This is a genomic window from Type-F symbiont of Plautia stali (assembly GCF_059731105.1).
Genome location: NZ_AP035909.1, coordinates 1,768,025 through 1,793,283 on the forward strand (window position 1 = coordinate 1,768,025; position 25,259 = coordinate 1,793,283).

Below are 25,259 nucleotides of genomic sequence, written 5' to 3' on the forward strand. Positions count from 1 at the left end.
CGTGTGGCCTACCACTGCAAATAAGGATTAGAAATGCCTGTAATTACGCTTCCTGATGGCAGCCAGCGTGTGTTCGACCGCCCTGTCAGTGTGATGGATATCGCGCTGGACATCGGGCCGGGTCTGGCGAAAGCCTGTATCGCTGGCCGCGTGAACGGTGAACTGGTTGATGCGGTCGATCCCATCACCGAAGACGCCGCCGTGGCGATTATCACTGCAAAAGATGAAGCCGGTCTGGAAATCATTCGTCACTCCTGCGCGCACCTGTTAGGGCATGCCATCAAGCAGCTGTGGCCGGATACGAAAATGGCGATTGGCCCGGTCATTGATAACGGCTTCTATTATGATGTCGACATCGATCGTACGCTGACCCAGGAAGATATCGACCTGCTGGAAAAACGCATGCATCAGCTGGCTGAGACCAACTACGATGTGGTGAAGAAAAAGGTCAGCTGGCAGGAAGCCCGTGACGTCTTTGCGGCGCGCGGCGAAATCTACAAAACCACCATTCTTGATGAAAACATCAGCCACGACGATAAGCCTGGCCTCTATCATCATGAAGAATATGTCGACATGTGCCGCGGTCCGCACGTGCCGAACATGCGGTTTTGCCATCACTTTAAACTGCAGAAGATCTCCGGTGCTTACTGGCGCGGCGACAGCAGCAACAAGATGCTGCAACGCATCTATGGCACCGCATGGGCAGACAAAAAGCAGCTGGCAGCCTATCTGCAGCGTCTGGAAGAGGCGGCAAAGCGTGACCATCGCAAGATTGGTAAGCAGCTGGATCTCTACCACATGCAGGAAGAAGCACCTGGTATGGTCTTCTGGCATAACGACGGCTGGACCATCTTCCGCGAGCTGGAAGTGTTTGTCCGCAGCAAGCTGAAAGAGTACCAGTACCAGGAAGTGAAGGGTCCGTTCATGATGGACCGCGTCCTGTGGGAAAAAACCGGGCACTGGGAAAACTATAAAGAAGCGATGTTCACCACCTCTTCTGAGAACCGTGAATATTGCATTAAACCGATGAACTGTCCGGGACACGTTCAGATCTTTAATCAGGGTCTGAAATCGTACCGTGACCTGCCGCTGCGTATGGCCGAGTTCGGCAGCTGTCACCGTAATGAGCCATCAGGTGCGCTGCATGGCCTGATGCGTGTACGCGGCTTTACCCAGGATGATGCCCACGTCTTCTGTACAGAAGAGCAGGTGCGTGACGAAGTGAACAGCTGTATCCGCATGGTTTATGACATGTACAGCACCTTCGGCTTCGAAAAGATTGTGGTCAAACTCTCTACCCGTCCTGAGAAGCGCATCGGCACCGATGAGATGTGGGACCGCGCCGAGGAAGATCTGGCTGCCGCGCTGAACGAAAACAACATTGAGTTTGAGTTCCAGCCAGGCGAAGGTGCCTTCTACGGCCCGAAAATTGAGTTTACCCTGTACGATTGTCTTGATCGCGCCTGGCAGTGTGGAACCGTTCAGCTAGACTTCTCCCTGCCAAAACGTCTTGAAGCGACGTATGTGGGTGAAAATAACGATCGTCAGACGCCTGTGATGATTCACCGTGCGATTCTGGGATCGATGGAACGCTTCATCGGTATTCTGACCGAAGAGTTTGCTGGTTTCTTCCCAACCTGGCTGGCACCACAGCAGGTCGTGGTCATGAATATTACCGATGGACAAGCGGAATATGTTGAGTCTTTAACGCGTAAGCTGCAGAATGCTGGCATTCGTGTGAAGGCAGACTTGAGAAATGAGAAGATAGGCTTTAAAATCCGCGAGCACACATTACGTCGCGTCCCTTATATGCTGGTCTGCGGTGATAAAGAGGTGGAAGCAGGCAAAGTTGCCGTTCGCACCCGCCGTGGTAAAGACCTGGGGTCGATGGATGTCGATCTCTTTGTTGAGAAGTTGCAACAAGAGATTCGCAGCCGAAATCTTCATCAACTGGAGGAATAAAGTATTAAAGGCGGAAAACGAGTACTACCGACGCGTCCGAACAAAATTAACAGCGAAATCCGCGCAACTGAAGTGCGCTTAACGGGCATGGATGGCGAGCCACTTGGCATCGTCTCATTACGCGAAGCTCTGGAAAAAGCCGAGGAATCGGGTGCTGACTTAGTCGAAATTAGCCCGAACGCCGAACCGCCGGTTTGCCGTATTATGGATTACGGCAAGTTCCTCTACGAAAAAAGCAAATCTTCTAAGGAACAGAAGAAGAAGCAAAAAGTTATTCAGGTTAAGGAAATTAAATTCCGTCCTGGAACCGATGATGGCGACTATCAGGTCAAACTACGCAACCTGATTCGCTTTCTGGAAGATGGCGATAAAGCCAAAATCACGCTGCGTTTCCGTGGTCGTGAGATGGCGCACCAGCAGATCGGTATGGAAGTGCTTAACCGCGTCCGTAAAGACCTGTGTGAAGATCTGGATTTGGCCATTGTCGAATCCTTCCCTTCGAAGATCGAAGGCCGCCAGATGATCATGGTGCTCGCTCCTAAGAAGAAACAGTAGGCTTTCAAGTAACATTAACCGCGCAGCGTTCGCGTTGTGCGGTTTTCTGTTCGCCTGTCTGGGTCATGTTATCAACAATGCGAAGTGGATATTTTTAAAAATGCCAAAGATTAAAACTGTACGTGGCGCGGCTAAGCGCTTCAAGAAGACCGCTTCTGGCGGCTTCAAGCGTAAACACGCAAACCTGCGTCATATTCTGACCAAAAAATCTACTAAGCGTAAACGTCACCTGCGCCCTAAAGGCATGGTGTCAAAAGGCGATCTGGGTCTGGTTTCTGCCTGCCTGCCGTACGCATAAGTCCATTTTTTTAAACAGAATATAGAACAGGAGAGCTCACATGGCTCGCGTTAAACGTGGTGTAGTTGCTCGCGCACGTCACAAAAAAATCTTAAAACAAGCTAAAGGCTATTACGGTGCACGTTCACGTGTTTACCGCGTTGCCTTCCAGGCTGTTATCAAAGCTGGTCAGTATGCTTACCGTGACCGTCGTCAGCGTAAGCGTCAGTTCCGTCAGCTGTGGATCGCGCGTATCAACGCAGCGGCTCGTCAGAACGGCATGTCTTACAGCCGTTTCATCAATGGTCTGAAAAAAGCAGCCATTGAGATCGACCGTAAGATCCTGGCCGATATCGCCGTATTCGACAAAGTGGCCTTCACTGCACTGGTCGAAAAAGCGAAATCAGCTCTGGCGTAAGTCAGATGAAAAAGGGAGCTTGCTCCCTTTTTTATTGCCTGTAAGCTGCGCAAAAGATTGACATTTTCGTCTCCGCGCATTTCAATAGTGCCCTCGTAAAGCATGACAAGGTAACTGCAAGCATGAATGCTGCTATTTTCCGTTTCTTTTTTTACTTTAGCGCCTGACATCCGGGGGCTTTTGCGCATAAGAAAAGAAACGAAAAATCGCGCTAAAAGCCTCCCTCGTGGAGGCTTTTTTGTTTCTGGCGTTAGCATACTGGACCGGCAGGTCCCAACAAGAACTGACCAGCCTGACTGGAAAAAGAGGAAATTATGTCCCAACTCGCAGAACTGGTGGCCAGCGCCACGGCGGCTATCGACGGGGCGACAGATATCGCCGCCCTTGACGCGGTGCGCGTCGAATATCTCGGTAAGAAAGGGCATCTGACATTACAGATGACCACCTTACGCGAGTTGCCTGCTGAAGAGCGCCCTGCAGCCGGTGCGGTAATCAACGAAGCGAAACAGCAGGTCACCGACCGCCTGAACGCGCGTAAAGAGGCGCTGGAATCGGCGGCGCTGAATGCGCGTCTGGCAGAAGAGACCATCGATGTGTCACTGCCGGGTCGCCGCATCGAAAATGGCGGCCTGCATCCGGTCACCCGCACGATGGATCGCATTGAGACCTTCTTCGGTGAGTTAGGCTTTGCTGTCGTCACCGGGCCGGAAATTGAAGATGATTATCATAACTTTGATGCACTCAATATTCCTGCTCACCACCCGGCGCGTGCCGATCACGATACCTTCTGGTTTGACGCCACCCGTCTGCTGCGTACCCAGACTTCCGGCGTGCAGATCCGTACCATGCAGGCTCAGCAGCCGCCGATTCGTATCATCGCGCCAGGCCGCGTCTACCGTAACGATTACGATCAGACCCACACGCCGATGTTCCATCAGATGGAAGGGCTGATTGTGGATAAAAACATCAGCTTTACCAATCTCAAAGGCACGCTGCACGATTTCCTCAACAACTTCTTCGAAGAAGATTTGCAGATTCGTTTCCGTCCGTCCTACTTCCCGTTTACTGAGCCTTCAGCAGAAGTGGACGTCATGGGTAAAAACGGCAAGTGGCTGGAAGTGCTGGGCTGCGGCATGGTGCACCCTAATGTGCTGCGCAATGTCGGCATTGATCCGGAAGTTTACTCCGGTTTCGCCTTTGGTATGGGCATGGAGCGTCTGACCATGTTGCGCTATGGCGTGACCGATCTGCGCGCATTCTTCGAAAACGATTTACGTTTCCTCAAACAATTTAAGTAAGGGCAGGTTATCCAATGAAATTCAGTGAACTCTGGTTACGCGAATGGGTAAATCCAGCCCTGGACAGTGCCGCGCTGTCTGAACAAATCACCATGGCCGGTCTGGAAGTGGATGGCGTTGAGGCCGTCGCCGGTGCGTTCCACGGTGTCGTGGTTGGCGAAGTGGTGGAGTGCGGTCAGCACCCGAATGCTGACAAACTGCGGGTGACCAAAATTAATGTGGGCGGTGACCGTCTGCTGGATATCGTCTGCGGCGCGCCGAACTGCCGTCAGGGACTGAAAGTCGCCGTCGCCACCGTAGGTGCCGTGCTGCCGGGTGATTTCAAAATCAAAGCGGCCAAACTGCGCGGTGAGCCGTCAGAAGGGATGCTCTGCTCTTTCTCCGAGCTGGGAATCAGTGACGACCACAACGGCATTATCGAACTGCCTGCCGATGCGCCCGTGGGCACCGACATCCGCGCCTGGCTTCAGCTGGATGACAACACCATTGAAATCAGCGTCACGCCTAACCGCGCGGACTGTCTGGGCCTGATCGGTATCGCGCGTGATGTGGCGGTGCTGAACGGTCTGCCGCTGAACAAGCCAGAGATTCAGCCGGTCGCTGCCACGCTGAGTGACACCTTCCCGATTCAGGTTGATGCGGTGGAGGCCTGTCCGCGCTACCTGGGTCGCGTGGTGAAAGGCATCAACGTTGGTGCGGCCACGCCATTGTGGATGAAAGAGAAGCTGCGTCGCTGTGGTATCCGCTCAATCGATCCGGTGGTGGATATCACCAACTATGTGCTGCTGGAACTGGGTCAGCCGATGCACGCCTTCGACCTCGATCGCCTTAACGGCGGCATCGTGGTGCGGATGGCGAAAGAGGGCGAAAAGCTGACGCTGCTGGATGGCACTGAAGCCAGCCTGCAGGCAGACACGCTGGTCATCGCCGATCACCAGCAGGCGCTGGCGATGGCGGGTATCTTCGGTGGCGAACATTCGGGCGTGAACAGCGAAACGCAGAACATTCTGTTTGAGTGCGCCTGGTTTGACCCGCTGGCGATCACCGGCCGCGCCCGTCGTCACGGTCTGCACACCGACGCGTCACACCGCTATGAGCGAGGCGTTGATCCGGCGCTGCAACATATCGCGCTGGAGCGTGCAACCGCGCTGCTGCTCTCCATCTGCGGGGGTGAAGCCGGCCCGATCATCGATCAGACGCATCAGGCCGCCTTGCCGGTTCCGGCGACGATCACCCTGCGCCGGGAAAAACTGGATCGCCTGATTGGTCATGTCATCGCCGATGAGCAGGTTACTGATATTCTGACCCGTCTCGGCTGCGACGTCACGACAGGCGAAGGTGAGTGGCAGGCGATCGCCCCGAGCTGGCGCTTCGACATGGCGATTGAGGAAGATCTGGTTGAAGAAGTGGCCCGCGTTTACGGCTACAACAACATCCCGAACGTGCCGGTGCAGGCGGGGCTGGTCATGACTCAGCATCGCGAAGCGAACCTGTCGCTGAAACGCGTGAAAAACCTGCTGGTGGACAAGGGATATCAGGAAGCGATTACCTACAGCTTCGTTGATCCGAAGATTCAGCAGCTGCTGCATCCGGGAGAAGAGGCGCTGCTGCTGCCAAGCCCGATCTCCAGCGAGATGTCGACCATGCGTCTCTCACTGTTGACCGGCCTGCTGAGCGCAGTCGTCTACAACCAGAACCGTCAGCAGAGTCGCGTACGTCTGTTTGAGAGCGGCTTACGCTTTGTGCCCGACACGCAGGCAGATTTAGGCATCCGTCAGGATCTTATGCTGGCCGGTGTTATCAGCGGAAACCGTGTTGAAGAGCACTGGGATCTGGCGCGCCAGGCAGTTGACTTCTATGATTTAAAAGGCGATTTAGAGTCGCTGCTCGATTTAACCGGCAAACTGGATGCGATCAGCTTCCGGGCTGAAGCCAATCCGGCGTTGCATCCGGGACAGAGCGCGGCGATTTATTTGCACGATGAACGAATCGGATTTATCGGAGTCGTTCATCCTGAGCTGGAACGTAAGCTGGATCTCAACGGCCGCACCTTAGTCTTTGAACTGCTTTGGAATAAGGTCGCAGACCGCGTCCTGCCTGACGCGCGCGAGATTTCTCGCTTCCCGGCTAACCGTCGTGATATTGCTGTTGTGGTGGCTGAAAACGTCCCTGCAGCAGATATCATCGCGGAGTGTAAGAAAGTTGGCGTAAATCAGGTAGTTGGCGTAAACTTGTTTGACGTGTACCGCGGTAAGGGCGTTTCTGAGGGCTTCAAGAGCCTCGCAATCAGCCTGATTTTGCAGGATACCAGCCGGACACTCGAAGAAGAGGAGATTGCCGCGACCGTTGGCAAATGTGTTGCGGCATTAAAAGAGCGATTCCAGGCAACCTTGAGGGATTGAACCTATGGCGCTTACAAAAGCTGAGATGTCAGAGTACCTGTTTGAGAAACTCGGGCTGAGCAAACGCGATGCCAAAGAGTTAGTAGAGCTGTTTTTCGAAGAGGTACGTCGCGCTTTGGAAAATGGAGAACAGGTAAAACTGTCTGGGTTTGGCAATTTTGACCTGCGTGACAAAAACCAGCGTCCTGGCAGAAACCCGAAAACGGGGGAAGATATTCCGATCACCGCGCGTCGCGTAGTGACATTCCGCCCGGGACAGAAGCTGAAAAGCCGCGTAGAGAACGCTACACCCAAAGAGACTGACTGAATTTCAGCGTTTCAAAAAGGCCGCGCAAGCGGCCTTTTTTCATGGTCTCACCCGCCGGGACTGCGCTGAGGCCCCCGTCTGCCAGCAGGGCGCACACCGCCTCAACCACCTTTCTTTTTTCTGCAATCCCACTACAATCAAATCTCTGTTTTCTCAGCAAATCCAGCCTATGTCTCTGCTTGACCCGCTCGCGCTTCAGGCCGACCAGCGCGGCCAGAAATTGCTTATTACTTTAGCTCTTATGCTGCTTGCGCTGCTCTGTGGCAGCCTGTGTGCCGGTGACAGCTGGATCGCGCCCTCAGAGTGGTTTACGGAGAGCGGCCGGCTCTTTGTCTGGCAGCTGCGGCTGCCGCGCAGTCTGGCGGTGATGCTGGTCGGTGCATCCCTGGCAGTGTGCGGCGTCGTGATGCAGGCGCTGTTTACCAATCCGCTGGCCGAGCCTGGCCTGCTGGGCGTCTCAAACGGAGCGGGCATCGGTCTGGTGCTGGGCGTGCTGCTGGGCAGCGGCTCGCTGTGGAGCCTCGGCCTGGCCGCGATGGCCGGAGCACTCATGATTACGCTGATCCTGCTCTGTTTCGCGCATCGTCAGCTCTCGGTGACCCGGCTGTTACTCACGGGCGTGGCGCTGGGGATTATCTGCAGTGCCATCATGACCTGGGCCGTTTACTTCAGCACCAGCCTCGACCTGCGTCAGCTGATGTACTGGATGATGGGCGGCTTCAGCGGCGTTGACTGGCGCTATGGCGGCATGATGCTGGCGCTGCTGCCGGTGATGCTGGCCCTGAATGCGACGGGACCCATACTGAATCTGCTGGCGCTGGGGGAGATCTCCGCTCGTCAGCTCGGTCTCTCTCTTTTCTACTGGCGCAATCTGCTGGTGCTGGCGATGGGCTGGCTGGTCGGTATCAGCGTTGCCATGGCCGGTGCCATTGGTTTTGTCGGGCTGGTGATCCCGCACCTGCTGCGGCTGAGCGGCATCAGCGATCACCGTTATCTGCTGCCCGCCTCTGCGCTGGCTGGCGCAGGCGTGCTGTTAGCGGCCGATATTGTCGCGCGTCTGGCGCTGACATCGGCCGAATTACCGATAGGTGTGGTCACGGCGACACTCGGCGCGCCGCTGTTTATTCTTTTACTGGTAAAATCTTCGCGCTAGCTTTCGGCTGGCTACTCTGCATCCACAACAGGAATTCAGCATGAACATTTATGACACTGAACTGGTTACGCTTGATGGTGAAAAAACCACGCTCTCTGCGTGGCAGGGCAAGGTACTGCTGGTGGTAAACGTCGCCTCGAAATGTGGCCTCACCCCGCAGTATGAGGAGCTGGAGAATCTGCAGAAGGCCTGGCAGGATCACGGCTTCAGCGTACTGGGTTTTCCCTGCAATCAGTTTCTGGAGCAGGAGCCTGGCAGCAGCGAAGAGATCAAAACCTTCTGCAGCACCACCTATGGCGTGACATTCCCGATGTTTGCCAAAACCGACGTTAATGGGGCAGGGCGTCACCCGCTCTATGCTCAGCTGATCGCGGCCTTTCCTGACGCCGTTCGTCCCGAAGGCAGCGGTTTTTACGAGCGTCAGGTGAGCAAAGGGCGCGGACCGAAAGCGCCGGGCGACATCCTGTGGAACTTTGAAAAATTCGTTATTGGCCGGGACGGTCGCGTTGTCCAGCGGTTCGCGCCTGATATGACGCCGGAAGATCCCATTATTCTGGAAACCATTAAGCAGGCCCTAGCGAAATAGATGCTGCTGCGCCTGCAACAGGTGGCGCTCGCCGGGCGGCTGTGCTCACTGAACGGTGAGCTTGCCGCCGGTCAGTTGCTGCATGTCGCCGGTCCGAACGGCGCGGGAAAAAGCACGTTGCTCAGCGTTGTTGCCGGACTGCAGGCCGCGTCCGGCAGGATCGTGCTGGATAACCGTCCGCTGTCCGAGTGGAGCGGCCCGGCGCTGGCCCGGGCTCGCGGCTGGCTTCCTCAGCAGCAGGCCCCCCTGAGTCAGATGCCGGTCTGGCACTATTTACGGCTGCATCTGAAACAGAGGGGGGCGCAGGATGAAGATCGGCTCAGCGCGCTGCTGCTGCAGCTTCAGCTGCAGGATAAACTCACCCACTCACTGACCCGGCTCTCCGGCGGGGAGTGGCAGCGTGTCCGCCTGGCGGCGGTCTGCCTGCAAATTGATCCGCGCATCAATCCAGACGGACGGCTGCTGATTCTGGATGAGCCCATGACCGCGCTGGATATCGCCCAGCAGAAAGCGGTAGACGATCTGATCGCCGGACTCTGTGCGGCGGGCATCAGCGTGATCGCCAGCAGTCACGATCTTAACCACACGCTGCATCAGGCAAATCAGGTCTGGCTGATGGAGAGGGGACAGGTCATTGCGCAGGGCGAACCGGCCGCGGTTCTGACGCCGCAGCGGCTGACACCGCTTTATGGCATCGCCTTCCGGCAGATTGAGCTTGAAGGACGCAGGCTGCTGACCGTCCTGCCCTGACACTTGCTACCCGGCGGGCTTTACCGCTACATTAAACCGGTTGCAACTTCTGATAAGGACATTTGGCGATGCGCCTGGGTTTGCTGATTTTGGTTCTGCTGCTGACGGGATGCAGTCATCACGCCCCGCCGATTAATGGTCGTCTCTCCGACTCGATTACCGTGATTGCAGAGCTGAACGACCAGCTCGGTCACTGGCACGGCACGCCCTATCGCTATGGCGGCATGAGCCGCAACGGTGTCGACTGCTCTGGCTTTGTCTATCTGACCTTCCGCGACCGCTTTGCGCTGCAACTGCCGCGCACCACCTCAGCACAGAGTGATATCGGCACCCGTATCAGTAAAGATGAACTGCTGCCCGGCGACCTGGTCTTCTTTAAAACCGGTCGCGGGGAGAATGGCCTGCATGTCGGCATCTACGACAGTGATAATGCCTTTATTCATGCTTCCACCAGCCAGGGGGTAATCCGCTCCTCGCTGGACAACGTCTACTGGCGCAAAGTCTTCTGGCAGGCTCGCCGTATTTAACCGGAGAGTCTGAAATAAGACTTAAGTCCAATTTAAAATAGAGAAAAAACAGCCGTTAAAAGTTTTATTTTAAATGACAGTTTTTGAGCGGAGATTTTATTAGGCATAATAAATGCTGGTTTAATTCCGCTAATAAGCGCAGTTTTGTCGTCACTATTTGGCTTAAGCGTCATCCCCGGCTGGCAAACGGTGGTGGAAGGGCAAAGAAGGTCGTCTCTTCAATGATTTGGCGCTATTGCCTGAGCCTGACCATTACTATACGATATCAACATCGCCGCATATTCTGGCATTAAAATGAAAATTCATCTTTCGGCCGACTATCAGTCGGAAATCTGGTTTTATCCTGTCTGTGATGCTGACGGACGGCTGGCTGCTGTTGAGCTGGTTACGCAGTTTGTGCATGAAAGTGCGCCGATCACATTGCCTCAGGATCTGCTGCTGCCGCAGCTCGATGAGTCGCAGCAGTTACGCCTGCTGCAAAGTCAGATTAGCCTGCTGGAGCAGAACCGTGCGTTATTCGAGTCGCATGACGTCTCCGCATTTATCCGTATTGATGAAGGGATGGCCCGGACGCTGCTGGCCAGCGAATTAGTGATGCGCAAAATAAAGCAGCTGCCCTTCATTCTGCTGAATATCACTGAAACGTTTCCGCAGCTGAAGCTCGGAAAAAATAATCCGCTGCTGGCGAGCCTGCATGATGAGTTTAATTTAGCGCTTTCCCATTTTGGGGCTGGCAAAACACCCTCGAATGCGGTCTACGATAATTTATTCAGCTGGATCTGTCTGGATAAAGAGTTTATTCACTCCCTGGCAAAGCGCGCGTCGTTTGTGCCGTTCATGCAGAGCATTATCGATAATTTCCGCACCCATTGTGACCGGCTGATTATTTGCGGCATCGACGATGATCGGCTGCTGGATAAAGTGAGCCAGCTCAGTGGGGTCGATTTTCAGGGCGCACTGTTCCCGGTGGTCAAATCTGACGCGTTGCGTTCCCTGATCCGCGCCGACAGTCGCCGACCCTCTTCTCAGCATCCTGGCTGATGGAACCTGTTTAATCCCCGATATCAGCGTTACACTGAAGGTTTTAGCAAACCGACGTCTCGCTGAGCATCGCATGGGAGAAACAATGTCCTCAGGCAAGCTATCTTTTGACAATACCTGGTTCCGGGAGCTTACCGGATGCTACACCGCGCTTAACCCTACGCCGCTGGCAGGCGGACGCCTGCTCTATCATAACGCCCCGCTGGCCGCCTCAATGGGGCTGGATAGCGCACTCTTCGCCGGTAACGGGCATGACGTCTGGCACGGCGCGGCACTGCTGCCCGGCATGCAGCCACTGGCCCAGGTGTACAGTGGCCATCAGTTTGGCGTCTGGGCCGGTCAGCTGGGCGACGGGCGCGGCATCCTGCTGGGAGAACAGCGCACAGAGGATGGCCAGAAACTTGACTGGCACCTTAAGGGCGCGGGCCTGACCCCGTATTCCCGCATGGGGGATGGGCGGGCGGTGATCCGTTCCAGCGTTCGCGAGTTCCTGGCCTCTGAAGCATTGCACCATCTGGGGATCCCCACCACGCGCGCCCTGACCCTGTCGATTGGCGATGAGCCGGTTTACCGTGAAACGGCGGAGCGCGGTGCAATGCTGATGCGCATTTCACCCAGCCATCTGCGCTTTGGTCATTTCGAGCATTTCTTTTACAGCCAGCAGCAGGAGAAAGTGCAGCAGCTGGCCGACTACGCCATCCGCCATCACTGGCCGCATCTGGTGGAGGAGGCGGATCGCTATCAGCGCTGGTTTACCGACGTTGTGGTGCGCACTGCCCGGCTGATTGCGCTGTGGCAGAGCGTGGGCTTCGCGCATGGCGTGATGAATACGGACAACATGTCGATTCTGGGCCTGACCATCGACTACGGCCCCTATGGTTTTCTGGATGATTATCAGCCTGACTTTATCTGCAACCACAGCGACTATCAGGGGCGCTACAGTTTTGAAAATCAGCCAATGATAGGCATGTGGAACCTTAACCGCCTGGCTCATGCGCTGTCAGGGCTGCTGACGACTGAACAACTGCGCACGGCACTCAGCGCCTATGAACCTGAACTGATGCGGGTGTGGGGAGAGCGGATGCGGGCTAAACTCGGTTTACTGACCCAGCAGAGCAGCGACAATCAGATCCTGACCGACCTGCTGGCGCTGATGACGCAGGAGCACAGCGATTACACCCTGACGTTCCGGAAACTGAGTGAGACGCAACAGGCGGAAAGCCGCTCACCGCTGCGGGATGAGTTCATTGATCGTGAGGCTTTTGACCGCTGGTATCAGCGCTACCGCAGCCGCCTGATGGATGAACAGGTCAGCGATGCGGAGCGTCAGGCGGTGATGAAGGCGGCAAACCCGGCGGTGATACTCAGAAATTACCTAGCACAGCAGGCGATTGAAGAGGCTGAGCGAGGAGAGCAGGGGGCGCTGGCGCGTCTGCACCAGGCGCTGCAGCAACCCTTTAGTGATGAAACAGCCGCCGACTATCGTCAGCGGCCACCAGACTGGGGTAAAACGCTTGAGGTGAGCTGCTCCAGCTGACAGAGACTCAGAGGCGGTGAGAAACCGCCTCGGCCAGCAGGGCTAGAACAGCTTCGCTATCCTCCCAGCCGAGGCAGGGATCGGTAATCGACTGGCCGTAAACCAGGGGCTCACCACTCACTACCTTCTGATTGCCCTCCTGCAGGAAACTTTCAATCATAACGCCTGCCACGGCACGCGAGCCTGCTTTGATCTGCTCCGCGACATCCGCGGCCACATCCCTCTGGCGACGGTGCTGCTTCAGGCAGTTGCCGTGACTGAAATCGATGACCAGCTGCTCTGGCAGATTAAAGGCTGACAGACTCTCAGCCGCCGCCGCGACGTCACTGGCATGATAGTTGGGCTGTTTACCGCCACGCAGAATTACATGACCATGCGGATTGCCGCTGGTCTGATAAATGGTCATCTGGCCCAGCTTATCCGGCGAGAGGAATATATGGCTGGCGCGCGCGGCACGAATCGCATCCACGGCAATCTGGACGTTGCCATCAGTGCCGTTTTTAAAGCCGACCGGGCAGGAGAGGGCGGAGGCCATTTCGCGGTGGATCTGGCTTTCGGTGGTGCGAGCGCCAATCGCGCCCCAGCTGATCAGGTCGGCAATAAACTGGCCGATCACCATATCCAGAAATTCGGTGGCGGTAGGCAGGCCCAGGGCGTTGATGTCGATCAGCAGCTTGCGGGCAATAGAGATGCCACGGTTCACATCATAACGACCATCCAGATCCGGATCGGAAATTAATCCTTTCCAGCCCACTACGGTGCGCGGCTTTTCAAAGTAAGCGCGCATAACAATTTCCAGTCGGTCGGCATAGCGACTGCGAAGCGCATTCAGGCGCTCAGCATACTCCAGCGCCGCTCGGGGATCGTGCAGCGAGCAGGGGCCGATCACCACCAGCAGGCGGGGATCTTCACCGGTCAGAATACGGGCAATACGTTTGCGGGCTGCGGTGACATTATCGGCAATCGCCGCAGAGACAGGGTGCTCAGCCGCCAGGCTGGCAGGCGTAATCAGATTACCAATGCGCGCGGTACGCAGTTCGTCAGTTTTATTCATGAGTTTCTCGAAAACGGTTCTTCGCAGCGGTGAAATACCGGGAAGTGATGGTGGTCACAATAAACCATCAGGGTGCGAATTCAACCCGGAATTTGATAATGAAATCAGAACCGACGGCAGCAACGCTTTACATCGTCTGCCCGCTCCCGCTTCCTAGTACATGCGGCGTGTCAGACCCATGATGTCGAGAATTTTTGTGGCTATCTCCTCCACCGAGTAGTTGGTGCTGTTCAGATAACGGATCTGGTGGGTGCGGAACAGGGCCTCCACTTCGCCCACTTCCAGCCGGCACTGCCGCATTGAGGCGTAACGGGTATTTTCCGCCCGCTCCTGGCGGATGGCCGCCAGCCGTTCCGGATCGATGGTCAGCCCGAACAGTTTGTTCTGATGCGCGCGCAGGGCGGGCGGCAACTTAAGGTTGTCCATGTCGTCAGCAATGAACGGATAGTTGGCAGCACGGATACCAAACTGCATCGCCAGATAGAGGCTGGTGGGCGTCTTGCCGCAGCGTGAGACGCCGATGAGGATCACCTGCGCATCCTCCAGCCCGCGCAGCGAGATGCCGTCATCATGGGCCAGGGCGTAATCGATCGCCGCGATGCGGGCATCATATTTCCCCAGGTTACTGGCATCCAGACCGTGGGTGCGGTGAGCCACTGGCGCAGGCGCTAAACCCAGCTCCTGCTGCAGCGGGGCGACCAGCGCCTGTACGATGTCCTGACAGAAGCCCTCGCTCTGCACGATGATGTCGCGCACTTCCGGTGTGACTATCGAGAAAAAGACCAGCGGCCGGACGCCGCTCTGCTGATACAGCGCGTTGATCTGAGCTTTAACCGCCAGCGCCCGCTGGACGTTTTCAACAAACGGCAGCGTCAGGCTGGTGATATTGACCGGGAACTGCGACAACACCGCATGGCCCAGCACTTCAGCCGTGATGGCGGTACCATCGGAAATATAGAAAACGCTTCTGTCAGTTGTCATAACCGCTTCTGTCCTGAACAAGAGTGAGTTATCAGCATGCGTCATGCGGCGAAAAAAATCATGCCGGATGTTCATTTCTGGAATCGCTATCCGGGTTATTTATCCGGAGATTCAAGGCACTGGCTAAAAAGCGAACGCGGGAATTTTGCTGTTTTAACCGTCTGAGGGGCGGTTTTCTGGCAGCGTCTGCGCGGGTTTGTTGCGCAACAAAAAACAGCGCCCTGATAAGGGAAAATTTAACTTACATTAAAATATCAATGAGTTAGGTAAAAATGGCGATTTTGCGCAACGGCAAAATAAAACGCTCACAATTCCGAAACTGCTTCTGAAATTCTGCTTTAACGATTCAACAGATCGTGATTGCTTAAGTGATATGCCAGGCTGAGGACAGATGACTCCCTGTCCCCATTCATTAAAAAGGATACGCTTAATGGCCAGTAATGACGCACAGCCACTCGTGCTCTGGTATAACCAGCTTGGCATGCATGATGTTGATCGGGTGGGCGGCAAAAATGCCTCTCTGGGTGAAATGATCACGAATCTCTCGTCGCTGGGTGTCTCCGTGCCCAACGGATTTGCGACGACCTCATACGCCTTTAACCTCTTCCTGGATCAAAGCGGGCTGAACCAGCGTATCTATGCGCTGCTGGATGAAACCGACATTGATGATGTCGAAGCGCTGGCCAAAGCGGGTAAACAGATTCGTCAGTGGGTGGTTGAGACCCCCTTCCTGCCGGAACTGGAGTCCGCCATTCTGGACGCCTACGAGCAGCTTTCTGCCGATGATCATGACGCCTCGTTTGCCGTCCGCTCCTCGGCAACCGCAGAGGATATGCCCGATGCCTCTTTTGCCGGTCAGCAGGAGACCTTTCTGAATGTGCAGGGTATTGACGCCGTCATGGTGGCGGTGAAGCACGTCTTCGCCTCGCTGTTTAACGACCGTGCTATCTCCTACCGCGTCCACCAGGGCTACGATCATCGCGGTGTGGCGCTCTCCGCCGGCATTCAGCGCATGGTACGCTCGGATCTGGCCGCGTCTGGCGTGATGTTTACCATTGATACCGAATCCGGCTTTGATCAGGTGGTGTTTATCACGGCTGCACTGGGGCTGGGTGAAATGGTGGTGCAGGGTGCGGTTAACCCGGATGAGTTCTATGTCCACAAACCGACCCTGGCAGCCGATCGTCCCGCTATCGTGCGCCGCAACATGGGGTCGAAAAAGGTTCGCATGGTCTACGCCGATTCTCAGGCCCACGGTGAGCAGGTGCGGATTGAAGATGTGCCCGAGGCCGAACGCGATCGTTTCTGCCTGAACGATGAAGAGGTGCAGGCGCTGGCGAAGCAGGCCGTGCTGATCGAACAGCACTATCAGCGCCCGATGGATATTGAGTGGGCCAAAGATGGTCACACCGGCAAGCTGTTTATCGTTCAGGCTCGTCCTGAAACCGTGCGTTCAAACGGTCAGGTGATGGAGCGCTACACCCTGCAGGCGCAGGGCAGCGTGGTAGTGGAAGGCCGTGCTATCGGTCATCGTATCGGCGCCGGTACGGTGAAGGTCATCCACGATATCAGCGAAATGAACCGGATTGAGAAAGGGGATGTGCTGGTGACCGACATGACCGACCCGGACTGGGAACCGATCATGAAGAAGGCATCCGCTATCGTCACTAACCGGGGCGGACGAACCTGCCATGCGGCGATCATCGCGCGTGAGCTGGGCATTCCGGCCGTAGTGGGCTGTGGTGACGCCACCGATCGGCTGAAAGAGGGGCACAATGTTACCGTCTCCTGCGCCGAAGGCGATACCGGCTATGTCTATGATGACCTGCTGGACTTCGATATCACCAGCTCTCAGGTTGACTCACTGCCTGAACTGCCGCTGAAAATCATGATGAACGTGGGTAATCCCGACCGTGCCTTCGATTTTGCCTGTCTGCCGAATGAAGGTGTCGGCCTGGCGCGGCTGGAGTTCATCATCAACCGCATGATTGGCGTGCATCCGAAAGCGCTGCTGGAGTTCGACCAGCAGACCCCGGAACTGCAGCAGCAGATTCGTAAAATGACCAAAGGATTTGATAATCCGGTGGAGTTCTACATCGCCCGCCTGACCGAGGGAATTGCTACCCTTGGCGCGGCATTCGCACCGAAACGCGTAATTGTCCGACTTTCCGACTTTAAAACTAACGAATATGCCAACCTTGTGGGCGGCGAACGTTATGAGCCGGAAGAGGAAAACCCGATGCTCGGTTTCCGGGGCGCAGGTCGCTATGTGGCCGATAGCTTCCGGGACTGCTTTGCGCTGGAGTGTGAAGCGGTAAAACGTGTCCGCAATGAGATGGGCCTGACCAACGTTGAAATCATGGTTCCGTTCGTGCGCACGGTGGACCAGGCGCAGGCGGTGGTGGAGGAGCTGGCGCGTCAGGGGCTGAAGCGCGGTGAGAACGGGCTGAAGATCATCATGATGTGCGAGATCCCATCGAATGCCCTGCTGGCGGAGCAGTTCCTGGCGCACTTTGATGGCTTCTCTATCGGCTCTAACGACATGACGCAGCTGACGCTGGGACTGGATCGCGACTCAGGCGTGGTTTCTGCGCTGTTTGATGAGCGAAACGAGGCGGTGAAGGCACTGCTGTCGATGGCGATCAGGGCCGCAAAAAAGCAGGGGAAATATGTGGGCATCTGCGGCCAGGGACCGTCTGACCACCAGGATTTCGCCGCCTGGCTGATGGAAGAGGGCATTGACAGTCTGTCGCTCAACCCGGACACCGTCGTGGAAACCTGGGTGAGTCTGGCGCAGTTAAAGAAAACGGCCTGACGGCCTCACCGCTGCTGTTGTCAAACCTTCAGGCCCGCATTGCGGGCCTTTTTCTTTTTATTGCTGGTCAGATTCAGGCAAAAAAAAAGCCCATCACAGGGGATGGGCAAAGACTACACACAGCAATTCTTTACTCTACTCAGGGGAATAAGGTTGTTTAGAAATCAGTAAGTTGATTTCGAACATAGGAAACATGTTATTCATATGGCTGGCTGGCGTCTTTAAGAATCCTCTTATTAGTTTAAAGCCGATAATCTTTTGCCCCCTAAACTCCCCCATTTGGCTTAAGAAACAGTGCAGAAAATAATCTTTTTTAGCCGAAAAAGGTCTGTTTTGGGCCGGAAATGGCTTTTTTCTTAAAAATCGCTAATGGAAAGGGAAATTTATCCGATCCGCAGGGGGGTGTGCGGTTAATCATCATTAACCGCACTAATCAATCCTTAAACAGGCTGTCGGGAGAACCTGTTACCGTTCCGTATCACACAGCGGGCGGGGTGCCATCGTGATCGGCAAGGGCTTCCGCCACCACCTGCGGATCGTTATCCGGGGCCGGCGCTTCATGCACCCAGACGGAAACGAGACGATAAGAGACCGCCAGCACCACCGGTCCGATAAAAAGACCAATCATGCCAAACGCAAACAGACCACCAATAACACCAGAGAGGATCAGGATCATCGGCAGATCGGCACCCATACGAATTAACATCGGACGCAGGACGTTGTCCATCGTGCCCACCACACAGCTCCAGACCAGCAGCACGGTTCCCCAGGTGGTGTCGCCGCTCCAGTAGAGATAGATGATGGCCGGAACCAGCACCAGCAGCGGGCCGAGCTGGACCAGACAGCAGAGGATCATCAGCACTGTTAAGAGCGTGGCGTAGGGAATACCGGAGATAGCCAGACCGATACCGCCGAGTACGCCCTGTACCAGCGCCGTGACTACCACGCCCAGCGCCACGGCACGAATGGACTGCGCCGCCAGAAGCACGGCGGCATCCCCACGGCGTCCGGCCATACGAAAGGCAAAGTGGCGAATGCCCTGAGCGGCCTGCTCACCGCGCCAGTAAAGCAGCACGCTGAAAAGTAACATCACGCCCAGATGGATCATAAAGCGTCCGAAATGACCGGCCTGAGCGACAAAAAAGCCAGTGGTGCGCCCGATATAGGGCTGTATCTTGGCCATGATCCCGGCCCCGCCGCTCGCCACCAGGGTGTCATAACTGACATAAAGCTTTTTGCCGACCATCGGGATCTCTCTGAGCCACACCAGCTTCGGCATCGTGTGCCCCTGCGTGACCCACGCAATGACCGGTGCGCTGTTATCAATCAGGCTGCTGACCAGCAGGGCGATAGGGATGATAAACAGCAGCAAAAGCAGCAGGGTCATCACGATCACAGCCAGCGAACGGCGTCCCCACAGCAGTCGCTGAAATTTCAGCATCAGCGGCCAGGTAGCAATGACCACCATGCTGGCCCAGGCGAAGCCCAGAATAAACGGCTGCACCACCCACAGGCAGGCGACAATCAGCAGCAGAATGAACATCAGGGTAAAGAGAATCTGCGGTAAATCCATATCCCGGTACTGGCTTTTCATCATTGACTCATAACCTCGTCTTAATCCTTCATTTTCCGGCATAGCGATGCCGGTTTTCATCATGATCTATTTACTGAGGATTAAACAGCGTTACCGAGAAAGGTTTTGGCTTTTCTGAAAAAACGGCAGACGCAGAAAAAATATGTTAAAACGGGAAATCGCTAACGCATAAACGCAAACGTTTACAACACCTTCGGTCAGACAATCATGATCCCACAGATTTCGCAGGCACCGGGCCTCGTTCAACTGGTGCTGACGTTCCTTGAGTCGCTGAAAGAGCAGGGTTTTACCGGCGACATGGCAACCAGCTATGCCGATCGTCTCTCACTCTCCACCGATAACAGCATCTATCAGTTGCTGCCTGACGCGGCGCTGTTTCCGCGCTCCACCGCGGATGTGGCGCTGCTCGCCCGCGTGGCGGGAGAGGCCCGCTTTGCCAGCCTGGTGTTTACACCGCGCGGCGGCGGCACCGGTACAAACGGGCAGTCGCTGAATCAGGGGATTGTGGTCGACATGTCGCGCTATATGAACCGCATTCTGGAGATCAATACGGAAGAGCGGTGGGTGCGGGTGGAAGCGGGCGTGATCAAAGATCAGCTCAATGCCTGGCTGAAGCCTTTCGGCTTTTTCTTCTCCCCGGAGTTGTCCACCAGTAACCGGGCGACGCTGGGCGGTATGATCAACACCGATGCTTCGGGGCAGGGATCGCTGGTGTATGGCAAGACCTCGGATCATGTGCTGGGCCTGCGCGCCGTGCTGCTGGGCGGCGATATCCTGGATACGCGGCCGATGGCCACCGCGCTGGCGGAAACGCTGGCGCAGACGGCAACACCCGAAGGGCGGCTCTATCAGCAGGTTCTGACCCGCTGCCGTGAACACCGGGCGCTGATTCTGGAAAAGTTTCCAAAGCTGAATCGGTTCCTGACCGGTTATGACCTGCGCCATGTCTTCAGCGATGACATGCAGACCTTTGACATGACGCGGCTGCTCTGTGGCGCGGAAGGTACGCTGGCGTTTGTCACCGAAGCCCGGCTTGATATCACACCGCTGCCAAAAGTGCGGCGGCTGGTAAACATCAAATATGACTCGTTTGACTCTGCGCTGCGCAATGCACCCTTTATGGTAGAAGCCCAGGCGCTGTCGGTTGAAACCGTGGACTCTAAGGTGCTCAATCTGGCCCGTGAAGATATCGTCTGGCACTCGGTGCGTGAACTGATCGCCGATGTGCCCGATAAAGAGATGCAGGGGCTGAACATCGTTGAGTTCGCCGGTGACAACGCCGCACTGATCGACCAGCAGATTGAACGGCTCAGTGCCCGCCTCGATGCGCTGATGGCGCAGCAGCAGGGCGGTGTGATTGGCTATCAGTTCTGTAACGACCTGGAGGGCATCGAACGCATCTATAACATGCGTAAAAAGGCCGTCGGACTGCTGGGCAACGCCAAAGGGCGGGCAAAACCGATCCCCTTTGTGGAAGACACGGCCGTGCCGCCCGAGAAGCTGGCGGATTACATTGTCGAGTTTCGCGCGCTGCTCGACAGCCACGGTCTGAGTTACGGCATGTTCGGACACGTTGATGCGGGCGTGCTGCACGTCCGTCCGGCGCTGGATATGTGCGACCCGCAGCAGGAGATGATGATGAAACAGATCTCCGACGAGGTGGTGGCGCTGACCGCGCGCTACGGTGGCCTGTTGTGGGGAGAGCATGGTAAAGGGTTCCGCGCTCAGTACAGTCCGGCCTTCTTCGGCGAAACGCTGTTTAACGAACTGCGCCGCATCAAAGCGGCCTTCGACCCGCTTAACCGTCTTAATCCGGGCAAGATCTGTACCCCGTTCAACCGTCATGACGAGATGATGCAGGTTGATGCGGTCAAGCGTGGCACCTGGGATCGGCAGATTCCGTTAACGGTGCGGGATGAGTGGCGTGGCGCGATGGAGTGTAATGGTAACGGGTTATGTTTTAACTTCGATGCCCGCAGCCCGATGTGTCCGTCCATGAAGATCACCCGCAACCGTATTCACTCACCCAAAGGACGGGCGAGCCTGACGCGGGAGTGGCTGCGGCTGCTGGCCGGGCAGGGCGTCGATCCGCTGATGCTGGAGAAGCAGCTGCCGGAAAGCCGTCTGTCGCTGCGCGCCCTGATCGCCCGTACCCGCAACAGCTGGCATGCCAGCAAAGGGGAGTATGACTTCTCGCATGAGGTCAAAGAGGCGATGTCAGGCTGTCTGGCCTGTAAAGCCTGCTCCACCCAGTGTCCGATCAAAATCGACGTGCCTGCGTTCCGCTCACGCTTCCTGCAGCTCTACCACACCCGCTATCTGCGTCCGGCGAGCGACCATCTGGTGGCAGCGGTTGAGAGCTATGCGCCGCTGATGGCGAAGGCACCCAAAGTGTTTAACTTCTTCCTGCGCCAGCCGTGGCTGAAAGAGCTGAGCAAAACGCATATCGGCATGGTCGACCTGCCTCTGCTCTCTGCGCCCAATCTGAAGCAGCAGCTCAGCGGACATCCGGCGATGAACATGACGCTGGAGCAGCTGGAAGCGCTGACCGCCGCGGAGCGTGAGCGTTGTGTGCTGGTGGTTCAGGACCCCTTTACCAGCTTCTATGAGGCGCAGCTGGTCAGTGACTTCATCCGGCTGATTGAGAAGCTGGGCTATCGTCCGGTTCTGCTGCCATTCTCACCCAATGGTAAAGCGCAGCACGTTAAAGGCTTCCTGCAGCGCTTTGCCCGAACCGCAGCCCGGACGGCCGACTTCCTCAACCGGGTGGCAAAACTGGGCCTGCCGATGGTCGGGGTCGACCCGGCCACCGTGCTCTGCTATCGCGATGAGTATCGTCAGACGCTGGGCGACGCACGCGGCGACTTTACTGTTTTACTGGTGCATGAATGGCTGCAGCGGGCGCTGGCAGAGCGTGACGTACAGGCCACGGGCGGCGAGTCATGGTATCTGTTTGCGCACTGTACCGAGGTGACTGCGCTGCCCTCAGCCCCCGGTCAGTGGCAGGATATCTTTGCCCGGTTTGGTGCGAAACTGGAGAATATCAACGTCGGCTGCTGCGGCATGGCCGGAACTTACGGCCATGAAAGCAAAAACCTGGAGAACTCGCTGGGGATCTATGCGCTCTCATGGCATCCGCAGCTTCAGCGGCTGCCGCGTCAGCGCTGTCTGGCGACCGGCTACTCCTGCCGCAGTCAGGTCAAACGTGTGGAAGGCAACGGCATGCGTCATCCGCTTCAGGCTTTGTTAGCATTAATGTAAAAAAATTGTGCGCGACGTCACGGCATGGCTGCATTAGAATATCCAGCCTGCGTGACGTACGAAGTCGCTTTGCAGCGCGGAGGCTTTGTTCCACTCGCCGACGAGAGCCAGTTGATGGCAGAGGCGGGTCAGGGAGAGGCGCGCCAGCTGGTAAGCCTGAATACGGAACAGGCGGTCGCGTTCGCTGTTTCCCATCTCCTGAACCAGGCGATGATGCAGTTTTCCCATCGCATGCAGGTAACTCTGGTCGTCACCATTCAACTGGCAGATCTCTGCCATATCCTGACAGGCATCGTTGAACTGACGCAGCTGATGTATCGTGCAGTCGGCCCGATCAAGCTTTGCCTGCGCCATGTAAAAGTCGACGGTGATATCGCGGATGCTGAACTGGTATTCATCGATTTTGTGCTGGAGCCAGGCTGAGACAGAGAGCGTCATGAAACCATCCTGAATGTGAATGATAATAATTATCATATTCAACTGTTCAGGGATTGCAATGCGCGGGCAGAAAAATTTAACGATTTATCCTGCCTGTCGGTATAATCGGAAATAACAATCTGTTTACATCGCAGAAAGGCGTAACCTATCAATAAGCCTTTTTATCAAAAAGGGTTATTTTAAAATGAGTGATTTATTAATAGGTTATCACTGGCTTATTAAGGCTGACGTTCTCACCACACAGTGAGCTGAAGAGGCTATGCTTAATTATTAAGCAAATAAAACAGCACAAGATGATTATCCCTGCAAAACAAGAGGTTGAAGTGATCGGTGAGATCACTACCATAGGGGGATAGCCTGAAAAGGTCCGGACTCAAGAGGTATCAATATGGCATCCGTTAATACAGACTCTTTCTCACCTGACGATTTCGTCTGGAAAGGGCTGACGCTGACTGAAACCGCAGCGCAACAAATTCTCAATCTGGCGGCTCAGGACCCTGATGTCAAGGGTCTGCGACTCAGCGTGAAACAATCCGGCTGCGCCGGGTTCGGCTACGTTATGGATTTGGTGAAAGAGCCTGTCGAAGACGATCTGCAGTTTTCATTCTACGGCGCAACGCTGTTTGTGCCGCTTCAGGCGATGCCATTCGTTGATGGCACCGAGCTGGACTATGTTCGCGAAGGCCTGAATCAGATTTTTAAATTCAATAACCCTAAAGCTCAGCACGCCTGCGGGTGCGGTGAGAGCTTTGGCGTCGAGTAAGTGAAATATGTCACGACACAGCGAAACATCTGACGATGTACAAATCTGGGAAGGCAAGCTCAACTACAAAGAGGGCTTCTTTACCCAACTGCAAACCGAAGAATTTGCCAACGGCATCAACGAAGATGTCGTGCGCGCGATTTCGGCCAAGCGTAACGAGCCAGAGTGGATGCTGGAGTTTCGTCTTAAAGCGTTTCATGCCTGGCTTGAAATGGAAGAGCCTCACTGGCTGAAAGCGCACTACGAGAAGCTCGACTATCAGGATTACAGCTACTACTCCGCGCCCTCATGCGGCAGCTGTGACGATAGCTGCGCGTCGGAGCCGGGTGCCACCCAGGCCTCAGGCAGCGCGCCCGCCAGTGAATATCTGACGCAGGAAGTGGAAAACGCCTTTAATCAGCTGGGTGTGCCGGTTCGCGAAGGCCGTGAAGTGGCGGTTGACGCGATTTTCGACTCCGTCTCAGTCGCCACCACCTATCGCGGCAAGCTGGCGGAGCAGGGCATCATCTTCTGCTCTTTTGGCGAAGCGATTCAGGAACACCCTGAGCTGGTGAAGCAGTATCTGGGCACCGTCGTGCCGGCGAATGACAACTTCTTTGCCGCGCTGAACTCCGCGGTCGCCTCAGACGGCACCTTTGTCTATATCCCGAAAGGGGTGCGCTGCCCGATGGAGCTGTCGACCTATTTCCGCATCAACGCTGCGAAAACCGGTCAGTTCGAGCGCACCATCCTGATTGCCGACGAAGACAGCTATGTCAGCTACATCGAAGGCTGTTCAGCCCCGGTGCGTGACAGCTATCAGCTGCATGCGGCCGTGGTGGAAGTGATCATCCACAAAAACGCCGAAGTGAAATACTCGACGGTTCAGAACTGGTTCCCTGGCGGTGAAGGCGAGGGCGGTATCCTCAACTTCGTGACCAAGCGTGCGCTGTGTGAAGGTGACCACAGCAAGATGTCCTGGACACAGTCGGAAACCGGCTCTGCGATCACCTGGAAATACCCGAGCTGCATTCTGCGCGGGGACTACTCGGTGGGTGAGTTCTACTCCGTGGCGCTGACCAGCGGTCGTCAGCAGGCCGATACCGGCACCAAGATGATCCACATTGGTAAAAACACCAAATCGACCATCATCTCTAAAGGGATTTCGGCCGGTAAAAGTCAGAACACCTATCGCGGTCTGGTGAAAATCATGCCAACCGCCACCAACGCGCGTAACTTTACGCAGTGTGACTCGATGCTGATCGGCCCGGATTGCGGCGCCCATACCTTCCCGTATGTGGAGACCCGCAATAACACCGCTCAGCTGGAGCACGAAGCCACGACATCACGGATCGGCGAAGATCAGATGTTCTACTGTCTGCAACGCGGTATCAGTGAAGAAGACGCCATCTCGATGATCGTGAACGGCTTCTGTAAAGACGTATTCTCCGAGCTGCCACTGGAATTTGCCGTGGAAGCCCAGAAATTGTTAGCCATCAGCCTTGAGCACAGTGTGGGCTGATGCCGTCACACGCCTTGCCGGAAGCAACGTGAAGGAATA

22 protein-coding genes, 1 other RNA gene and 1 other annotated feature are annotated in these 25,259 nt (G+C 55.9%); of the genes, 18 read left to right on the forward strand and 5 right to left on the reverse strand.

All coding sequences use genetic code 11. The features are described from left to right. The first annotated feature begins 33 nt into the window (after nt 1-33). The 14 genes from thrS to AC6I7A_RS08385 all read left to right on the forward strand — a co-directional run bounded on the left by thrS (nt 34) and on the right by AC6I7A_RS08385 (nt 12,813). Nucleotides 34-1,962 carry a threonine--tRNA ligase gene (gene thrS, locus AC6I7A_RS08320; protein WP_009090537.1) on the forward strand — a complete coding sequence of 643 codons (1,929 nt, stop codon included), beginning with the start codon at nt 34-36 and terminating at the stop codon, nt 1,960-1,962. Between the two features lie 3 nt (nt 1,963-1,965). Continuing rightward, nucleotides 1,966-2,517 carry a translation initiation factor IF-3 gene (gene infC, locus AC6I7A_RS08325; RefSeq protein ID WP_033736278.1) on the forward strand — a complete coding sequence of 184 codons (552 nt, stop codon included), beginning with the start codon at nt 1,966-1,968 and terminating at the stop codon, nt 2,515-2,517. Between the two features lie 100 nt (nt 2,518-2,617). Continuing rightward, nucleotides 2,618-2,815, forward strand: coding sequence for a 50S ribosomal protein L35 (rpmI, locus tag AC6I7A_RS08330; protein ID WP_009090535.1), 198 nt, complete (start codon nt 2,618-2,620; stop codon nt 2,813-2,815). Between the two features lie 40 nt (nt 2,816-2,855). Further along, a complete protein-coding gene (rplT, locus tag AC6I7A_RS08335) occupies nt 2,856-3,212 on the forward strand; it encodes a 50S ribosomal protein L20 (RefSeq protein ID WP_006118956.1) in 357 nt (118 codons plus the stop codon). A gap of 117 nt (nt 3,213-3,329) precedes the next feature. Continuing rightward, nucleotides 3,330-3,455 (forward strand) — a sequence feature (Phe leader region). Further along, the gene (gene pheM, locus AC6I7A_RS08340; protein WP_106120997.1) at nt 3,335-3,379 is read left to right on the forward strand and encodes a pheST operon leader peptide PheM; all 45 of its coding nucleotides are present in this window, start codon (nt 3,335-3,337) and stop codon (nt 3,377-3,379) included. Its footprint overlaps the feature before it by 45 nt. Before the next feature lie 71 nt (nt 3,456-3,526). Continuing rightward, nucleotides 3,527-4,510 (forward strand): phenylalanine--tRNA ligase subunit alpha, encoded by a 984-nt coding sequence (gene pheS, locus AC6I7A_RS08345; protein ID WP_009090534.1) that lies wholly within the window; start codon nt 3,527-3,529, stop codon nt 4,508-4,510. A 14-nt stretch (nt 4,511-4,524) separates the two neighbouring features. Further along, on the forward strand, nt 4,525-6,912 hold the full coding sequence (pheT, locus tag AC6I7A_RS08350) for a phenylalanine--tRNA ligase subunit beta (RefSeq protein ID WP_058956574.1): 2,388 nt from the start codon (nt 4,525-4,527) through the stop codon (nt 6,910-6,912). Between the two features lie 4 nt (nt 6,913-6,916). Further along, nucleotides 6,917-7,219: an integration host factor subunit alpha gene (ihfA, locus tag AC6I7A_RS08355; protein WP_003853259.1), complete on the forward strand. Its 303-nt coding sequence runs from the start codon at nt 6,917-6,919 to the stop codon at nt 7,217-7,219. A gap of 169 nt (nt 7,220-7,388) precedes the next feature. Beyond that, complete coding sequence (gene btuC, locus AC6I7A_RS08360; protein ID WP_058956573.1) at nt 7,389-8,372, forward strand: vitamin B12 ABC transporter permease BtuC; 984 nt, start codon at nt 7,389-7,391, stop codon at nt 8,370-8,372. Between the two features lie 40 nt (nt 8,373-8,412). After that, nucleotides 8,413-8,958: a glutathione peroxidase gene (locus tag AC6I7A_RS08365; RefSeq protein ID WP_058956572.1), complete on the forward strand. Its 546-nt coding sequence runs from the start codon at nt 8,413-8,415 to the stop codon at nt 8,956-8,958. Next, nucleotides 8,959-9,708: a vitamin B12 ABC transporter ATP-binding protein BtuD gene (gene btuD / locus AC6I7A_RS08370; RefSeq protein WP_058956571.1), complete on the forward strand. Its 750-nt coding sequence runs from the start codon at nt 8,959-8,961 to the stop codon at nt 9,706-9,708. It abuts the gene before it with no gap. A 68-nt stretch (nt 9,709-9,776) separates the two neighbouring features. Then, nucleotides 9,777-10,235 carry a C40 family peptidase gene (locus tag AC6I7A_RS08375; protein ID WP_009090526.1) on the forward strand — a complete coding sequence of 153 codons (459 nt, stop codon included), beginning with the start codon at nt 9,777-9,779 and terminating at the stop codon, nt 10,233-10,235. Nucleotides 10,236-10,529: 294 nt separating this feature from the next. After that, nucleotides 10,530-11,276, forward strand: a complete 747-nt coding sequence (locus AC6I7A_RS08380) for an EAL domain-containing protein (RefSeq protein WP_058956570.1) — start codon at nt 10,530-10,532, stop codon at nt 11,274-11,276. 85 nt (nt 11,277-11,361) lie between these two features. Next, nucleotides 11,362-12,813: a protein adenylyltransferase SelO gene (locus AC6I7A_RS08385; RefSeq protein WP_058956569.1), complete on the forward strand. Its 1,452-nt coding sequence runs from the start codon at nt 11,362-11,364 to the stop codon at nt 12,811-12,813. Between the two features lie 7 nt (nt 12,814-12,820). On the opposite strand, the gene AC6I7A_RS08390 is transcribed toward AC6I7A_RS08385, so the two are convergent. Together AC6I7A_RS08390 and ppsR are read right to left on the reverse strand one after the other, a co-directional pair. After that, nucleotides 12,821-13,867 carry a 3-deoxy-7-phosphoheptulonate synthase gene (locus AC6I7A_RS08390; RefSeq protein ID WP_058956568.1) on the reverse strand — a complete coding sequence of 349 codons (1,047 nt, stop codon included), beginning with the start codon at nt 13,865-13,867 and terminating at the stop codon, nt 12,821-12,823. A 153-nt stretch (nt 13,868-14,020) separates the two neighbouring features. Then, nucleotides 14,021-14,848 carry a posphoenolpyruvate synthetase regulatory kinase/phosphorylase PpsR gene (gene ppsR / locus AC6I7A_RS08395; RefSeq protein WP_058956567.1) on the reverse strand — a complete coding sequence of 276 codons (828 nt, stop codon included), beginning with the start codon at nt 14,846-14,848 and terminating at the stop codon, nt 14,021-14,023. Nucleotides 14,849-15,278: 430 nt separating this feature from the next. Here ppsR and ppsA point away from each other — a divergent pair, with 430 nt between their 5' ends. Further along, nucleotides 15,279-17,663 (forward strand): phosphoenolpyruvate synthase, encoded by a 2,385-nt coding sequence (gene ppsA / locus AC6I7A_RS08400; RefSeq protein WP_009090516.1) that lies wholly within the window; start codon nt 15,279-15,281, stop codon nt 17,661-17,663. A gap of 78 nt (nt 17,664-17,741) precedes the next feature. On the opposite strand, the gene rprA is transcribed toward ppsA, so the two are convergent. After that, an RNA gene (gene rprA, locus AC6I7A_RS08405) (antisense sRNA RprA) lies at nt 17,742-17,849 on the reverse strand. A 292-nt stretch (nt 17,850-18,141) separates the two neighbouring features. Beyond that, entirely contained in the window at nt 18,142-19,260 is a 1,119-nt protein-coding gene (ydiK, locus tag AC6I7A_RS08410; RefSeq protein ID WP_058956566.1) for an AI-2E family transporter YdiK, read from the reverse strand. A gap of 204 nt (nt 19,261-19,464) precedes the next feature. On the opposite strand from ydiK, the gene ydiJ reads away from it, so the two are divergent. Continuing rightward, the gene (ydiJ, locus tag AC6I7A_RS08415) at nt 19,465-22,518 is read left to right on the forward strand and encodes a D-2-hydroxyglutarate dehydrogenase YdiJ (protein WP_058956565.1); all 3,054 of its coding nucleotides are present in this window, start codon (nt 19,465-19,467) and stop codon (nt 22,516-22,518) included. Nucleotides 22,519-22,551: 33 nt separating this feature from the next. Here ydiJ and AC6I7A_RS08420 read toward each other — a convergent pair whose 3' ends face one another. Continuing rightward, nucleotides 22,552-22,956, reverse strand: a complete 405-nt coding sequence (locus tag AC6I7A_RS08420) for a hypothetical protein (protein ID WP_009090506.1) — start codon at nt 22,954-22,956, stop codon at nt 22,552-22,554. A gap of 388 nt (nt 22,957-23,344) precedes the next feature. Here AC6I7A_RS08420 and sufA point away from each other — a divergent pair, with 388 nt between their 5' ends. Both sufA and sufB read left to right on the forward strand, forming a co-directional pair. Further along, nucleotides 23,345-23,719, forward strand: a complete 375-nt coding sequence (sufA, locus tag AC6I7A_RS08425) for a Fe-S cluster assembly scaffold SufA (RefSeq protein WP_009090504.1) — start codon at nt 23,345-23,347, stop codon at nt 23,717-23,719. A gap of 7 nt (nt 23,720-23,726) precedes the next feature. Continuing rightward, complete coding sequence (gene sufB, locus AC6I7A_RS08430) at nt 23,727-25,220, forward strand: Fe-S cluster assembly protein SufB (protein WP_046101730.1); 1,494 nt, start codon at nt 23,727-23,729, stop codon at nt 25,218-25,220. The last annotated feature ends 39 nt before the right edge of the window (nt 25,221-25,259 follow it).

Coding starts and splice junctions, on each gene's coding strand:
- thrS (WP_009090537.1), top strand. CDS start 34: ATGCCTGTAATTACGCTTCCTGATGGCAGCCAGCGTGTGTTCGACCGC.
- rpmI (WP_009090535.1), top strand. CDS start 2,618: ATGCCAAAGATTAAAACTGTACGTGGCGCGGCTAAGCGCTTCAAGAAG.
- rplT (WP_006118956.1), top strand. CDS start 2,856: ATGGCTCGCGTTAAACGTGGTGTAGTTGCTCGCGCACGTCACAAAAAA.
- pheS (WP_009090534.1), top strand. CDS start 3,527: ATGTCCCAACTCGCAGAACTGGTGGCCAGCGCCACGGCGGCTATCGAC.
- pheT (WP_058956574.1), top strand. CDS start 4,525: ATGAAATTCAGTGAACTCTGGTTACGCGAATGGGTAAATCCAGCCCTG.
- ihfA (WP_003853259.1), top strand. CDS start 6,917: ATGGCGCTTACAAAAGCTGAGATGTCAGAGTACCTGTTTGAGAAACTC.
- btuC (WP_058956573.1), top strand. CDS start 7,389: ATGTCTCTGCTTGACCCGCTCGCGCTTCAGGCCGACCAGCGCGGCCAG.
- AC6I7A_RS08365 (WP_058956572.1), top strand. CDS start 8,413: ATGAACATTTATGACACTGAACTGGTTACGCTTGATGGTGAAAAAACC.
- btuD (WP_058956571.1), top strand. CDS start 8,959: ATGCTGCTGCGCCTGCAACAGGTGGCGCTCGCCGGGCGGCTGTGCTCA.
- AC6I7A_RS08375 (WP_009090526.1), top strand. CDS start 9,777: ATGCGCCTGGGTTTGCTGATTTTGGTTCTGCTGCTGACGGGATGCAGT.
- AC6I7A_RS08380 (WP_058956570.1), top strand. CDS start 10,530: ATGAAAATTCATCTTTCGGCCGACTATCAGTCGGAAATCTGGTTTTAT.
- AC6I7A_RS08385 (WP_058956569.1), top strand. CDS start 11,362: ATGTCCTCAGGCAAGCTATCTTTTGACAATACCTGGTTCCGGGAGCTT.
- AC6I7A_RS08390 (WP_058956568.1), bottom strand. CDS start 13,867: ATGAATAAAACTGACGAACTGCGTACCGCGCGCATTGGTAATCTGATT.
- ppsR (WP_058956567.1), bottom strand. CDS start 14,848: ATGACAACTGACAGAAGCGTTTTCTATATTTCCGATGGTACCGCCATC.
- ppsA (WP_009090516.1), top strand. CDS start 15,279: ATGGCCAGTAATGACGCACAGCCACTCGTGCTCTGGTATAACCAGCTT.
- ydiK (WP_058956566.1), bottom strand. CDS start 19,260: ATGATGAAAAGCCAGTACCGGGATATGGATTTACCGCAGATTCTCTTT.
- ydiJ (WP_058956565.1), top strand. CDS start 19,465: ATGATCCCACAGATTTCGCAGGCACCGGGCCTCGTTCAACTGGTGCTG.
- AC6I7A_RS08420 (WP_009090506.1), bottom strand. CDS start 22,956: ATGACGCTCTCTGTCTCAGCCTGGCTCCAGCACAAAATCGATGAATAC.
- sufA (WP_009090504.1), top strand. CDS start 23,345: ATGGCATCCGTTAATACAGACTCTTTCTCACCTGACGATTTCGTCTGG.
- sufB (WP_046101730.1), top strand. CDS start 23,727: ATGTCACGACACAGCGAAACATCTGACGATGTACAAATCTGGGAAGGC.